Source organism: Nonomuraea antri (assembly GCF_013283785.1).
Classification (GTDB): Bacteria; Actinomycetota; Actinomycetes; order Streptosporangiales; family Streptosporangiaceae; genus Nonomuraea; species Nonomuraea antri.
This window is the reverse complement of record NZ_JABCPZ010000026.1, coordinates 23457-36876: the sequence shown is the minus strand read 5'-3', so window position 1 is coordinate 36876 and position 13420 is coordinate 23457. Positions and strand designations below refer to the sequence as shown.

At 67.5% G+C, this 13420-nt stretch carries 14 protein-coding genes; 7 read left to right on the top strand and 7 right to left on the bottom strand.

Annotated features, from left to right (window positions below):
• The first annotated feature begins 584 nt into the window (after window positions 1–584).
• Window positions 585–1094: a hypothetical protein gene (locus HII36_RS11630; protein ID WP_173523133.1), complete on the top strand. Its 510-nt coding sequence runs from the start codon at window positions 585–587 to the stop codon at window positions 1092–1094.
• Window positions 1095–1770: 676 nt separating this feature from the next.
• Here HII36_RS11630 and HII36_RS11625 read toward each other — a convergent pair.
• From HII36_RS11625 to HII36_RS11610, 4 genes are all read right to left on the bottom strand, one after another.
• Window positions 1771–2337: an SMI1/KNR4 family protein gene (locus tag HII36_RS11625; protein WP_173523132.1), complete on the bottom strand. Its 567-nt coding sequence runs from the start codon at window positions 2335–2337 to the stop codon at window positions 1771–1773.
• A gap of 488 nt (window positions 2338–2825) precedes the next feature.
• On the bottom strand, window positions 2826–3122 hold the full coding sequence (locus HII36_RS11620; RefSeq protein WP_173523131.1) for a hypothetical protein: 297 nt from the start codon (window positions 3120–3122) through the stop codon (window positions 2826–2828).
• Between the two features lie 816 nt (window positions 3123–3938).
• On the bottom strand, window positions 3939–6143 hold the full coding sequence (locus HII36_RS55635; RefSeq protein WP_236003401.1) for a serine/threonine-protein kinase: 2205 nt from the start codon (window positions 6141–6143) through the stop codon (window positions 3939–3941).
• A complete protein-coding gene (locus HII36_RS11610) occupies window positions 6140–7063 on the bottom strand; it encodes a hypothetical protein (RefSeq protein ID WP_173523130.1) in 924 nt (307 codons plus the stop codon). Before HII36_RS11610 ends, HII36_RS55635 begins: the two co-directional genes overlap by 4 nt.
• Before the next feature lie 420 nt (window positions 7064–7483).
• Between HII36_RS11610 and HII36_RS11605 the strand changes: the two genes are divergently transcribed.
• Complete coding sequence (locus HII36_RS11605; RefSeq protein ID WP_173523129.1) at window positions 7484–7882, top strand: hypothetical protein; 399 nt, start codon at window positions 7484–7486, stop codon at window positions 7880–7882.
• Window positions 7883–8254: 372 nt separating this feature from the next.
• Window positions 8255–8647: a hypothetical protein gene (locus tag HII36_RS11600; protein WP_173523128.1), complete on the top strand. Its 393-nt coding sequence runs from the start codon at window positions 8255–8257 to the stop codon at window positions 8645–8647.
• Window positions 8648–8828: 181 nt separating this feature from the next.
• On the opposite strand, the gene HII36_RS11595 is transcribed toward HII36_RS11600, so the two are convergent.
• Window positions 8829–9386: a TetR/AcrR family transcriptional regulator gene (locus tag HII36_RS11595; protein WP_173523127.1), complete on the bottom strand. Its 558-nt coding sequence runs from the start codon at window positions 9384–9386 to the stop codon at window positions 8829–8831.
• A gap of 93 nt (window positions 9387–9479) precedes the next feature.
• Here HII36_RS11595 and HII36_RS11590 point away from each other — a divergent pair, with 93 nt between their 5' ends.
• The 3 genes from HII36_RS11590 (at window position 9480) to HII36_RS11580 (ending at window position 11380) form a co-directional block, all read left to right on the top strand.
• Window positions 9480–9968 carry a DoxX family protein gene (locus tag HII36_RS11590; protein ID WP_173523126.1) on the top strand — a complete coding sequence of 163 codons (489 nt, stop codon included), beginning with the start codon at window positions 9480–9482 and terminating at the stop codon, window positions 9966–9968.
• 62 nt (window positions 9969–10030) lie between these two features.
• On the top strand, window positions 10031–10435 hold the full coding sequence (locus HII36_RS11585; protein WP_173523125.1) for a hypothetical protein: 405 nt from the start codon (window positions 10031–10033) through the stop codon (window positions 10433–10435).
• A gap of 66 nt (window positions 10436–10501) precedes the next feature.
• Window positions 10502–11380 carry a MerR family transcriptional regulator gene (locus HII36_RS11580; protein WP_173523124.1) on the top strand — a complete coding sequence of 293 codons (879 nt, stop codon included), beginning with the start codon at window positions 10502–10504 and terminating at the stop codon, window positions 11378–11380.
• On the opposite strand, the gene HII36_RS11575 is transcribed toward HII36_RS11580, so the two are convergent.
• The gene (locus HII36_RS11575; protein WP_173523123.1) at window positions 11377–11583 is read right to left on the bottom strand and encodes a hypothetical protein; all 207 of its coding nucleotides are present in this window, start codon (window positions 11581–11583) and stop codon (window positions 11377–11379) included. The genes HII36_RS11580 and HII36_RS11575 overlap by 4 nt on opposite strands.
• A gap of 1 nt (window position 11584) precedes the next feature.
• Here HII36_RS11575 and HII36_RS11570 point away from each other — a divergent pair, with 1 nt between their 5' ends.
• Window positions 11585–11911 carry a hypothetical protein gene (locus tag HII36_RS11570; RefSeq protein WP_173523122.1) on the top strand — a complete coding sequence of 109 codons (327 nt, stop codon included), beginning with the start codon at window positions 11585–11587 and terminating at the stop codon, window positions 11909–11911.
• Window positions 11912–12242: 331 nt separating this feature from the next.
• On the opposite strand, the gene HII36_RS59180 is transcribed toward HII36_RS11570, so the two are convergent.
• Window positions 12243–12506: a protein kinase domain-containing protein gene (locus tag HII36_RS59180; protein ID WP_173523121.1), complete on the bottom strand. Its 264-nt coding sequence runs from the start codon at window positions 12504–12506 to the stop codon at window positions 12243–12245.
• Window positions 12507–13420: the final 914 nt, after the last annotated feature.

Genomic DNA, 13420 nt, shown 5'->3' with positions numbered 1-13420 from the left:
CGCTCCAGACGGCGGGCCGGGCTGGCGGCTGGCAGGCCCTCGCGCCGGGTCCAAGCGTGAAGGAGCCCAGCCCGGACAGGTGCCGCGTCCAGATGGCGGTCGCCGCGCAGCCAGCGGTTCATGACCGCAGCAGAGTCCCCGGACTAGCGGTCCGCCGCTTATCGGCACCGGCACCGCCACCGGCACCGACGCCGTCGACCCCGCTCAGGTCCCCCGGGCCGGGCTCCGCCTGTCCGGTCGGTCGGCATCGAGCCCGAAGTGACCGCTCCGACAACCGCCGGTACACACCCGCGCCGGCGCGACACACTCCAGATCGAGCTCATGCGCCTGAACCGCCAGCGCCTTGAGCCGCCACCAACCCTGAGCCGCCACCAACCCTGAACTGCCCCTAAAGCGCCATGAAAGCGCCACTAACCTGCCCGCCCACATGCTCGACGAACGAGCCGGCAGGCTTCACCCCCGGGATCCCGTTCCAAATCTCTTTCCGACCCGTGTCGAAAGGTCCGCAGGTGCGCAGATCACGTCGTCCACTGGTTCTGCGGCCTGTCGTGACATCCGACCGAAATCACGGAGGAACCGAATCCATGACCGTCACCAGAAGGTTCGCGACTGCCCTTGCTCTGGCCGCTGCCACCGCACTGCCCCTGGTCGCGGGAGCGGCACCCGCCGGCGCCACCGCGCTGACCACGGTCGCGGCAACCGCCGGCGCCTCCGACATCGGAGATGGCAGCTGGCGCCCGTACGGCAACACCAACCCGATCACCGCCAGCTCCAGCACGTGGCGCTGCGCCGGCTCCAAGAAGATCGCCAGCGACGTGATCGCGCAGGTCTGCGCGATCAGGTCGCCGGGTGGGACCGCCGCGCAAGGGGCTGTGATCGTCCGCAACAACCGATCCAGCCTCTTCAGCGCGAGGGTTTATGTGGACCTGAGTACCGCGGACGTCGTCATGGGCGACTGGATCTGCTCCTCCTCGGGTGTCGGGCCCCACTCCTGGTCGGTGTGCTTCGGACGGACCCTCTCCGTGCACGCCAAGGTGCATTCGGAGGCATGGGTCAACGACCGCAACTATCTCGGCGAATCGCCGTGGGCCTGAGCCCGAGCCGTCGGGATGAAGCGAGTGCTTGCGGTCATGACCTTCGATGGCTCGCCGACGTGAGCCGCTCGGCATCCGGCGCTCACAGCCGAGCCGGTCGCGCCTGAGGCTCCGCTGCTGACGCCGACCATCGGGCGACCCCGAACACCAAAGCGGTCGCCCGATGGCGCGCTGCTGACGGCCGACGGGCGGCAAGGCTGCTCCCCGTCCAGGGTGGGGGAGCCGCGCCACTCAACTCCAGGACGAGGTTCGGGCTGATGGCTTACGGTCGGGCCAGAAGCACCGGGACGACGACGTGGCCGTCCAGAAACGCCAGGCTGACGATGCGGCCGGGTAGGAGGCGAGCAAGCAACCGGACGGTGCGCGTCTGCCAGGGGATCCACTGGCAGACGCCCGCCCTTGGCCGCCCTGGCCACCGCGCGGCCGCGCTTGTCGGCCTGATTCAGATCCGGCACCTCCAGGCTCAAGATCTCCTCCACGCGGTAGCAGTTCCCTACGGCACCCCTGCCACAGCGGCGTTTATCCCGCACACTCACTTCTCCACCCGAGGAACTGCGCCAACTACGCACGAGTGGCGTCCACCAGGATCCTCGGGCGGACCCGGCTGCCCGTGGGGGGACGCGACCGACCGATCACACCCCCGTTCAGGTATCAAGAAGTTCATGACCAAGTACATCTAGCGCACGCCATCGGTGCTGCTTCTGAGCTGGTCCACAATCAGGTCCCAGAAAGACGTGTAACGCCTGGCGCCGGCCAGCCAAGGTGCGAGATACCAGGCCTCCCACTCGCCTTCAGGAGTTTTGACGTGGGGGTTGAGGAGAACGGCCCCATCGTCCCAGTACCCGGCCAGAAGGGTGTCGTCCACATACTCCGCTCTCATGTTGCCGGCGACCTGCTCGCGCCCATAAACGAAGTAGAGCTCGTCGGGCACGCTCCACGAATCCTCCGGCTTGGGCGCTGACCAGCTCTCGGCGACCGAGGGGTCGACCTCACGAAGCCAGCCGATCTCCTCGACACGCAGCAGGCAGCAGTCATCGTCGTTGCCCCACCCGTTGGCGAACAGGAGAAACTGCCGGTAACTCGCCGGCAGCTCCATGCCCAGTCGCTCTTCAAGCCGACGGACCTCTGCCTCGGCAGCCGGGAGATGCAGAACGCATTCCTTGTTCAACGCCAAGCGATCAAGCTCTTCGGTCGCCGTAGGCCTTTCAGGGAAGCGTTCAGACCATGCGTACTGGGTGCTCATGGCGAAGAAGATATTTCGTCACGAGTGGCTTCTGCGCGGTCGCGCCGGACGCAGTGGATGAGCCGATCTCGCGTGATCCTGTTTCTGCAGGTCAAGCGGTGAGTGCGTCGGTGGGAGTGAGTCCGGGGCCGGTGCGTCGCCGGGGACCAACCGGATGTAAGCTCCGGCAAGGATGCCCAGGCCGAGGCAGCGACAGGCAACGACCCAATCATCGGTCTGCTCAGCCAGTACGGCGCCGATCAGTCGGACGATCGCGGGCCTATCACATCAACGCTTCGGCCATGGTCTTCACCAAGGGCCGCCTACCTCGATCTGCGGTGTCAGCCGCTGCTCAGGCGTCCTGTTGATGTTCGCGGTCATCACGTTTCTCCTTCGATCTTGAACGGACCCATTCGAAGGATCTGTGAGTCTGGCGGTGGCGTTTGAGGTGAAGCACTGACAGGCTCGGTATCGGTGATCTCGTGTTCCATTACGTCCGGCGAGAGACGTCAGTCGCCCAGGAACCACAGATAGAGATGGGAACCCTGCTCCACGTGCAGGCAGAGTCTTTCGATCTCCGTCGCCGACTCGTGCCCGAGGATCTCGCGGACGGACGGGTGAGCGACCTCCCTGCGGAGTCTCGTGGCCTGTCGTGAGTTGAACATCGTGTCCGCGAACGGCAGCAGGCTGCCGAGGAATGGGAATTTGTCCTCATCCAGGTGCCGAAGGGTCTCTATCCAGTCCAGCCCGCGAGATCCACGAAGCACGACTTCGCCCTTCTCCGTGCGTACCTGGGCATCGATCATTAATGGCCTCATCACCTCCTGTGCCGCTCGATGATACGGGACGGCCCCAAAGTTTTGCTTCTCATCCACGATTGCAGATTCGAATCTGCGGGTGCGTTGTGACTAGAGGGCTTACCTGCAAATGTGCCAGCTCGGACGTTTCTCGAATTCATCGAGCGGTTGGGCTGCTTTCCCGAGCGGCAAGGCGGCCGTTACCGCCTGTGGGTAGACGGAGGTGTGAGTGTCGGTGGTGAAGATGTGCCCGAGCGCTTCTTGCGCCACCTTCATCTCCGCTCCGCTCGCGAGCATCAGCGAGGTTGCTCCGTGGCGCAGATCGTGGAGCCGGATGGGTGGCGGGCCGACGAGGTAGGCCGGCCAGAGGAAGATGATCCACGCAGTCCGCGGAGCATGATCGGCTGGTAACGCGCGAACGAGCGATGTGCCTTGGCTTGCTGGAGGAACCGGCGGACGTGCGCGGGGCCCTACACCATCTTCGCGGAAAGGACGCCGGCTTGAATCGAGACCGGTACCGTCCATGCGGTCCACGACCCTACCGCCTGGCCCCGGTGCCATTTTTTCGCGATCGAGATACCGTGCCCACCGCCATGTTCGACGAGGTGTTCACCATTGAGGGCCTGAGCATCCTCTAGCCGCCTGCTCGAGCTCCGCAGGTCATCCTCTCGGGTTACCCCATCCCTGTGCTCAGCAGGCCGAAGCCGCTCACTCGCTGTAGCTCCACCCTTCAACCATCCAGCTGTTAATGTCTGCGAGTACGCTCACGACAATCACGATGGACCGTGAAGGTACGGTCGCATTCGTGAATGATGGTCGGGAGCGTTATGAGGGTGTGGCCGTGAAATATAGCCCGCTCGTCCGCAGGCAATTCTTCTGCGACTTCGCACACCGGTACCTGGACTTCTTCACGTTCCTGACCTTTCCGTCCTCGACGATGAAATGGCGGTTCTCAATGGACGTCTGCCCGTAGATCCGCCCGTACGGGTCGACCTGCAGTGCGTAGTCGCCTGGCATGGTGTCCGCGTCGACCGAGACGGCCGGCCCGATCTTGCTGACCTTCGCCAGGTCCTCGTCGATGTCGACGATGTGGGCGTTCTCCCTGCATTGCCGCTCGTGTGCGAGGGAACCCGTCTCGATGGCGATCCACTTGTCGTTGCCCCAGGTGATGCCGGACAACTCACAACTGTTGGAATCGCTGGAGATGATCTCGATGCTGTCTTCGAAGCCCTTTGCGTCCGGTGGGAGCACCCGGGCGCGGAACACTCCGGACGCGTCGCGGGCGGAGATGCCCACCCGGCCGTCGGAGGTGACGGACAGGCCGGTGACGTTGTAGGCACCCAGCTCGATGCGGCGGGCAGACCGGGCGGTGACGATGTGGAGCGTCGTCTGCTCGAACATCTCGATCGTGCTGCTCGTGTAGGCGACCGTCCCGTTCGAGGCGGCGAACCCACCCAGTTCCGCGTCGCGTCCCGTCCTCGCCACGAATCTGGCCGTGCCATCGGCGCCCATCCGGTACAGGCGGCTGCCGAGGTATGCCTGACGACTTCTGCTGTACTGCTCCGCTCGGAGGTACAGGGTGGCGTCCTCGGTGTCGAACGCGAACGCGGTCACCTTCTCGACCGGGAGCGTGATTTCGCGGATCAACGCACCGGTGGTGGCGTCGAAGGCGAGGAGTCGGTTCTTGTCGAGGGCCGCGATCGTGAGCGGCGGAGGGACGACCGCGGATGTGGAGGGGGACGCGGAGGGCGTGGCTGATGCGGGGGTGGCCGGAATGACGACGGTCTCTTGCGGTGGTGCGGCGGTGGGCTGCCCTCCTGAAGAGGGGAGGGAGGACGCGACAACCGCGGCGATCGCGACGGTCGCGATCGTCGCGGACGCGGCCCACAACATACGGGACGTTCGGCCGCGCGGAGCCGCCTCCCACGGCGTTTCCGCTGGACCGGCTGGTGCCCATGTCCGCTCCAGTCGCGTGACGACCTCCGTCGCCGGATTCTCGAAGCCGCCGGGCGCCGGGTCATCCTGGAAGGCGCCCCAGCATTCGGTCGTCAGGCGGAGCAAGGCGTGAGCATCGGGTCTGAGCTGGGGATCCTTGGCCAGCGCTCGATCGGTCAGGGCCCGCAGATCAGTGGGTAGATCCGAAGTGTCCGCGTCCGCGCCGAGGACTCTGGCGGCCAGGACCTCGGGACGGCCGGCGCCGAAGGGGGGCTTGCCGGAGGCGGCGTAGGCGACCAGGAGTGCCCAATTGTGCACGTCAGCCGCGGGGCCGGCTTCGGTGCCGCCGTACTCCTCGGGACTGATCCAGCCAGGTGAGCCGACGACCATGCCGGTACGGGTCATGGCGGTCTCGTCCAACGCGCGGGCGATCCCGAAGTCCACGACCCGTGGGCCCTGCGGGGAAAGGATCACGTTGGCGGGCTTGAGGTCCCGGTGCACCACGCCTGCGTCGTGGATGGCGACGATCGCTTCGGCCAGGCCGGCCGCCAGGCCGTACAGCGCATCACCGGTCAGCGGTCCGTACCGGCGGATGTAGGCGTCCAGCGTGGGGCCGGGAACATACTCGGTGGCCAGCCAGGGCCGCGCGGCCCTGGTGTCGGCGGCGACCACTCGCGCGACGCAAGCGCCCGCAACACGCGTGAGCACAGCGCTCTCGCGGGCGAACCGGGCACGGAACTCGGCCTCTCCGGCGAAGGCGGGATGGACGACTTTGACAGCGACTCGCCGGCCCGCCCGGTCGACACCGGCGTACACGATTCCCATGCCGCCCGAGCCGAGCCGCCCGGCGAGCCGATATTCACCGATCCGGGGTGGATCGCCGCGCTCCAAGGGGGACGGGCCGGCCCCGGTCAGGTCAGTCGATGGTGGGACGGGAAGCTCGGCTTCCTTCCACCAGAGCCAGTACGGCGGGGCCGCCGGCCAGCCGGGATCCGGCCCTTCCCAGTCGGCGGGCGGTTCCCAGCCCTCGGGAACGGTCCAACCCGGCGGCGGATTGAAGGACCAGCCATCACCTGGGCGAGCGGGAATGCTCAAATCTCTTCCTCCGTGCGCTCGGCCAGGCCCTCCTGCCGGGCGACGGGATTCCAGAGACCGACGAACTCGATCTTGGCGGCGGTGGCTTCTTCGGAGGCGGCGTTGCCGGCGTCGTAGTCCGCGTCGCCGACCGTTGCGCCCGAGCAGTCGTGGGCCTTGTAGCGCTTGGCCCACTTCAGGTACGCCTTGTCCGCCCGGTGAGAAGCGCTCAGCGCCTCCACCAGAGCGGACTTCAGTTGCTGCCCGGACGGGAGTGCGTCCGTACTCAGTTCCTCGGCCGCTGCCGCCTGTTCCGCGCGCTGCCGGGTGACTCGCTCGATGGATTTGATCCCGGAGTTGACGTTCGAGCAGCGCAGGATCGTCCGGATGGCGCGGGCCAGCTCGCCCCGGCTGGGCTCGCTCTCGTCCAGGAGGGCGTCGATCGCGAGCGCCTGTTCGCGGGCGGCCGGGCTGCTCAGGGTCTCCGACGGCGACGACGGCGCGGACTCCGCACCCCCCGGGGGAGTCGTGGACGCCGGGGCGAGGGACTCCGCGCCGGCCGCCTGTTCCGTCGCAGCGGCGGCGGGTGTGCCGGGATCGCCGCGGTCGGCGGTGACGAACACGACCGCTCCGGCCAGGAATGCGATCGCCACTCCCAACGCGACCAGCGGCCACAGCAGACCGCGGCGAGCAGGAGGCTCGTTCGCCGTCGTCGCCGCGGAAGGTTCGACCACCGTGGGAGGCAGCGCGGTGGCGGCCTGGTGAGGGACCGCCGCGGCTTCCTCGTCGCGTACCCACCAGATCCAGTACGGCGGCGCTTCGGGCCAGTCGTCCTCGGGCCCGCCCCAAGCAGGCGTGGGAACCCACCCGTCCGGAGGCGTAGGCCAGCCGGGCGGCGAGCAGAACCGCCAGTCAGGGCCGGGACGGGGAGGGATGTTCACCTGATTCCACTTTCGAACTGATCATGAGCGAGTCTGGATTATCGCCGTGTGGTGGTTTAAGGGGCAATGGTGGCGTATTGCACTTTTGGAACGATTGATGACTTGAGGGGCTCCGGTCTGCATAATGCCGATTGATGATCGTCGGCGTCTCGGCAGGCAAGGTGCTCGTTGCGGATCCCCCCACGTCCGGGTGCCGGATGGTCGTTCAACCCGCCTCCGGGCTGGCCGGTCCCGCCGCACAACTGGGCCCCGCACGAAGGTTGGGCCGGACCCGAGCCTGGCTGGCCCGCGCCGCCCGCTGACTGGACGTGGTGGATCAGCGCGGAAGGCGCCCCGCGCAGTGCCACTCCCCGTACTGCGCTTCCCCCGCTCCACATCCTGATCTTCGCCCTCGCCGGAGTCGTCTTCGCCGCCGGCATCGTGGTGGTCCTGGTCGGCGGCGAAAGGCGACCGCCGCTCGTCATCGAGCCGCCGATCACCGTGGACGCCCTGGTCACCGCGCTCGGCGAGGGCGACTACCGCTGCGCCGCTTCGCGGCCGGCCCTGCGCTTCGACGGCGACGAGGCCATCGCATGCCAGGAGGAACTCGGACATCAACCGGCCGTCATGACTTTCGGCAGCCGCCGAACCCAGGACGATGCAGTGGCTCAGATCAAGGGCTTTCGGACCTACGGGCCCGACAACCACCTCGCCGTCGGAGAGGGATGGGCTGTCAACTGCGGGCCCGTCGAAGCGTGCACCGAGGCCGCCCAGGCGATCGTGGACGCGCTCGGCGGCCAGATGATCACGATTCCGTCCATCGGTGAACTACCCGACTGACTTGCAAGGATCACGATGAAGATTCCGCCAAGACCTGGACCTGGGTGGAGGTTCACCGCGCCTCCGGGGTGGCCCGCCACCCCTGACGGCTGGGAGCCCACCGAGGGCTGGGGCGGGCCTGACCCCTCGTGGCCGTCTGCGCCTCCGTACTGGTCGTGGTGGGTCGAGGAGCCCGACGGTGAGGCCGCCGCGTCCGGCTCGGCGACGACCGCGCCGACCAGGACGGATTCCGCGCCCGGCCCAGCGCCGTACCCGATGCCTGGACCGGTACCGCCTGCGACAGGACCTGGACCGCAGGCGGCGCCGCCAGGGACGGCGCTGTTCCTGCCGCCGCGACGGACTCGCATCACACCTGCCCATATCGGTGCGGGGGTGGCCGCCCTTCTGGCTGTCGTGCTGGTCGCCGGCGTGCTCGCGGTGGCCTCGTCGACGGGCCCGCGTGAGGCGACACCGGCAGGTGAGGAGACCTCCACCACGACGAACGATGACCCGAACGTGACCGTGGTCGTGGACAAGGAATTCCAGCCCGCCACCACGCGTGTCGAGATCGTCTATGTCGACGGTGAGTGTCTGACGCTTTCGAGCTGGGGCAACTGCTATCAGCGCAGGCAGGTGCCGGTCAACCGGCGGGTGCCAGTGCCTGAGCGGTACTACCTGTTGATCAGGAAGGGCACGACGGGTCAGAGCCGGATCGCGGTGGACGCCTTCTCATACCAAAGCTGCGCACCCGGCGATGAGTGGCCGGCCTGCCGGGACGAGGGCTGATACCGCCCCGCAGGTGCCGCTGAGCTTATGCCAGGTGCGTAGGTCGGTGCGGCGGTTCTGCGGGACCCGTACAGCGCACTCCTGTCCGTCGAGCAGCGTCTGGGATCGGCGCGCCGAAAAACCGAGCCGAAGTCAGCCGTTCACAGCGTCGCCGTCCAAGCCGGTAAGTGATGACCAAGAGTCAGCGGACTCCGGAGAGCATGCCGGCGATCGCCCGTGCGGCAGTGTGCACGTCGTTACCAAGTTCAGGAGGCAGCACGCCCTGCAGCCACAGGGTGGCGAAGCCGTGGACCAAGGACCACGCCGCCGTGCTGAGGATCACGGGGTCGTCGCCGGGTTCGGCCGCGCCGGCGACGGCGGCGCCGAGGGCGGCCGCGCTGCTGGCCTGCGCGGTTTGCAGCGCCGCATCGTCCGTCCGGAGCAGGTCGAGGCGGAACATCACCGCGAAGTGGGCGCGGTGCTCGACGGCGAAGGCGACGTAGGCGACGCCGGCCTCCCGCAGATCGGACGGTTCCACCTGCTGGAGGGCCCCGGTGAGCAGGTCGAAGCCCTCGGTCGCGAGCGCGGTCAGCAGTCCGGCCTTGTCGCCGAAATGGTGGGCGGGGGCGGCATGGGAGACGCCGACGCGGCGGGCGAGATCGCGAAGGTTGATCGCTCCGGGACCGGACTCCTCGATCACCTCCACAGCCGCGGCCAGGACCGCCTTGCGCAGGTCGCCGTGGTGGTAGCTCCGTTTCATGAACTCAGTATGCCAGAAACTAGTCATTGACAAGTTCTGCACCCCGAGCCTAATCTTGACAGTGACAAGATCTCGCAAAGAAAGGGCAACGCCATGGAACCGCTCATCACTCTCGTCGTCGTCACCGCGGTGACCCTGCTCGTGGGCATCATCTGGAAGCAGCCGTCGCTGCGAAGCGTCCCCATGGCGCTGCGGTTTGGGCTGGCGGCCATGTTCCTGCTGGCCGCGACCGTGCACTTCGTCAGCATGCGCGCGGAATTAATCGCGATGGTGCCCCCGTGGCTGCCCGAGCCGGCACTGCTGGTGGACATCACTGGCATCACCGAGATCGCCGGAGCCGTCGGACTGCTCATTCCGCGCACCGCCATGTGGGCCGCGGGCGGGCTCACCCTTCAGCTCGTGCTGATGTTCCCCGCCAACGTGCATCTGGCTCTTTCCGGGCAGGCGCTCCCGTGGTGGGATCAACTTCCGGGACGGACACTGATGCAGCTCGTCTTCCTGGCGGCCACCACGACGGTGCTCGTGGATCGATACCGCGCGCGCAAGGAATCCGGGCTGCAGAAGCGGCTCGTCCACGCATAGGCCCGAGCCGCGGGCCCGATTCACCAGATCCGATCCGCGCCTAGACCCATCGGAGAATCACCATGAGCGCAACCCAACTGTTACCGATCATCGCGATTCTCTCCATCGTCACGGTGGAGTTCGGCGGCCACGCGCTGCTGCGCTTCATCACCACCGACGCCGGAGAACTCGGCGAACTTCGCGAACGCTTCTTCCGAGCCGGGCACGCCCATGCCGGAGTTCTGCTCATCCTGTCGCTGGTGTACCTGCTCTATCTGCCCCGCGCCGAACTCTCCGAGGGCATGGAATGGCTCTTCGGCGGGATGCTGCTCGTCGGCGTACTGGCCCAATCCAGCGGATTCTTCATCCATCTGGGAATCGGCAAGGAAGGCAAGAGCTCCGCCGGAACGGCACTCACTCGCGTAGGCGCGCTGCTCATCGCCGCCGCGCTGGTGGCCCTGGCCGTTGCGCTCTTCGGCGTCGCTTGAGCGGCGCCAAGGCGCCCGAACCGCACAGTCTTGACCAGATCGCCCCTCCATATCTGGGTGCAGACCATGAATACGCTCCAGCAGACGATCAGAATCGATACCGGGACGACGCTTGTCGAGTGGGTCGGGCTTGAACGCGAGTACGACCACACCGGTTCCGGCGAGGCGGTTGGCGGTGGCTGCGGGCTCCTCGATGGGGGATTCGTTCGAGGCGTAGCCGCCGCCACCTGCCACGGCTTTACCGGCGGGTGCGGGCTTGCCGATGACGCCACGCCCGGCATCGGCCGGCGCGACACGGACCTCGCCGGTGCCGCCCGTGCTGTCGCTCGGCGTCTCGGACGTCGTAGTGCGGGCAAGGGCCTCGGTGGGGCGTCTGCGAGGGTCTGTATGAGCGGGGTGAGTGCGTCCGCCGGGAGATGCATCCATACAGGTCAGGCGGCATGTGAGTGCTGGTGGATTACGTCGCGGAGCCGGTCTCGTCGGGGCGCTTCGTTCGCCGTGCAGAATGGCCGCAGCGGGAACGTGGAGTTGGCACCCTTCAGCGCAGACGGTAGGAAGTCCAGGTCGGTCAGATCGCCGCGCACCACCTGCACGCCGTTCGGCGACCGGGTCCGGCCGGAGGTCCTGGTCGGTGCCAGCGTTGTGAGGCCGTTGGCGTTGCGCTTCCGTGAGCGCCAGGGGCTCATCCGCGGCTGCTGCATCACCGGGAACCAGCGCAGCTACCACCGCACGACACCACGGGCAGTCGCCTTCATCCGCGGCTCACGGAACGACGTGGCCGTCCCGCTGTTGGTGGTCGGCGAGGTCTTGGCCGTCCTGGCCGGAGGCTCTTCGAGAAGGGCGGCGGACCTCACTGCCTGGCGTGATCATCCCCGACCTGCGGGCGCGACCCCGGGTTCGCCGGCCGCGCCCGCTACTGCCTGCACGCTGAGCGACGCCGACTAGCAGTAGTAGATACCGACGCCCGGCCTGCTCCAGCTCTTCTGGCCGTAGTTCCAGTCGATCGTGCTGCCACCCGGGACGCTCTTGGGGCCGGCGTCGAACCAATAGGGGATGTCCACGCAGACACTCTTGGAAGAGCTGCAGTAGTTGCGCAGCCGCACCCAGAACTCGCCGTCCGAGTCGGTCCACCACCTCTCGTGTTCCACGTTGCAGGCGCTCTGGGACGCATTAGCGGAGGCGGCGACACCGGCAGTGGCGCTGGCGGACGTGGTCGGGGCGACGGTGAAGGCGGCTACCGCCCCCAAGGCGACGACGAGTTTCATCTTGCTGATCACGGCGGATTTCCTCCCGGAGTGGGATCGATGGAGATGCCTCGACCTCGAGCGGTGCAGACCGGTGCAGACCGGTGACGTCGCAGGTCATCAGGCCGATGGCTCCCAGCTTGGGTGGCTGATGATTTGTCCGGAACCCCGATTCGTCACATCCGACAATGTTGATCGCCGTCTGGTGTTCCGTTGCGGCGCTCAGGATTGAGCTCTTGCCCACGAGTTGTCCGTTCAGCTTCGTGGCCCTGTCCGGCGGGAGTGCCCGCGTGACCACCCAGTGAACGAACTGGACGTCGCTGCCGCGCGGAGCGGACGCGGCTCAGGAACGCCATTTCGGGCTGGTGACCCTGCATGTCGTCGTGTCACGTGCGCCGCTGTTCTTGCCGGGAAGTCCGGGAAGAAGCCGGACCGGCAGGACTCGGGGCGTTCGCCGAGCTCGGTCCGGCCGCCGCTCGGGTTGATGGCCTCGCATAACTGGCCCGCGAGTTCGACCGCCGGGAGGAGATTCTCTGGCACCTCCGACATGTCGGGGTCCTGGGTTAGCACGCGCGCGCGTAGCGCCAGCGCCTTGGGCCTGCCGCTCGCCGCGTGCAGGCCGGCAGGCCACACGCGCGGACGTCGGAGGGCGTGCCGGCCTCCTCGCTGCGGTACCCCTCGGGACTCAGCCAGCCTGGTGAGCCCACCATGCTCCCGGTCCTGGTGGTGGCGGTCTGGTCGGGCAGGCGCGAGATCCCGGAGTCGGCCATGCGCGGCTGGGCAGGGGAGCTGATCAGGTTTGACGGCTTGACGTCGTGGTGGATCACCCCGGCGTCGGGCGTGGCGGTGGGCAGCGCTTTGGCCAGGACCGCCGCCAGGCCGCACAGCTCGTCGCCGGTCAGCGGCCGCCGTCGCGGACGCGCCGATCCAGGTGGGGCCGGGCACGTATTCGGTCGTCAGCCACGGCGCCTCGGCGTCAGCGTCGGCGGCAGTACCTTCGTGGTGCACAGCACGCGACCGACGGTGCACTGCGTGCCTACCGCCCGTGCACTGCATGCGATCGATGGTGTACTGCGCGCCGACCGACCGTGTACTGCGCGCGATCGATCGTGCAGAGTGCGTCGATCGCGCGCAGCGCGCCGGTCAGGCGCAGCCACCCACCATGTGCAGGACGATGATCTCCTGGATGGACCTGCGCCTGAGCTCGGGCTCCTGCGCCAGGGTGGGGGTGGATGAGCTTCATCGCCGCGCGGTTCCCCGCGTGACGTCGGGGTGCTCCGCTTCTTCGGCGAGGTCACCAGGAGCGGCTCCTACAGGCCGCGGCCAAGCTGGGCTGACGCCCGCGTACACGATCCCCATGCCGCCCACGCCCACGATCCCCATGCTGGCCACGTCCGCGTACACCACCCCACCCCCATGTCGCCCACGGCCAACCTGTCCGCCAGGCGATATGGCTCGGTTTGGGACGTGTCGGCCGTGGTCACCGGGCCAGGCGGGCGCATTCCGGTATCGGGTGACAAGGCGTCCAGTGCGAACTCGTTCGGGGAGACGGCGTGTACGCGTTCACGCTAGACCCCGTCGCCGATCTCGGGACAACCCCCCGGCGAACCGGGCAGCGCCCGCAGCAGTCTCGGTTGGCCGCCGTTTCGGGGCATCGACGTGACCTTGAAAGTGTGTATGAATACGTTCATCCATCACCACGCCCGCGTACCCGTACGACATCTGGCGTTCATCAACATGT

What these genes read in the sequence shown, in the direction of transcription:
- HII36_RS11580 (WP_173523124.1), top strand. Translation starts at nt 10,502, where the DNA reads ATGAATACGCTCCAGCAGACGATCAGAATCGATACCGGGACGACGCTT.
- HII36_RS11620 (WP_173523131.1), bottom strand. Translation starts at nt 3,122, where the DNA reads ATGATCGATGCCCAGGTACGCACGGAGAAGGGCGAAGTCGTGCTTCGT.
- HII36_RS11585 (WP_173523125.1), top strand. Translation starts at nt 10,031, where the DNA reads ATGAGCGCAACCCAACTGTTACCGATCATCGCGATTCTCTCCATCGTC.
- HII36_RS11595 (WP_173523127.1), bottom strand. Translation starts at nt 9,386, where the DNA reads ATGAAACGGAGCTACCACCACGGCGACCTGCGCAAGGCGGTCCTGGCC.
- HII36_RS11625 (WP_173523132.1), bottom strand. Translation starts at nt 2,337, where the DNA reads ATGAGCACCCAGTACGCATGGTCTGAACGCTTCCCTGAAAGGCCTACG.
- HII36_RS11630 (WP_173523133.1), top strand. Translation starts at nt 585, where the DNA reads ATGACCGTCACCAGAAGGTTCGCGACTGCCCTTGCTCTGGCCGCTGCC.
- HII36_RS11590 (WP_173523126.1), top strand. Translation starts at nt 9,480, where the DNA reads ATGGAACCGCTCATCACTCTCGTCGTCGTCACCGCGGTGACCCTGCTC.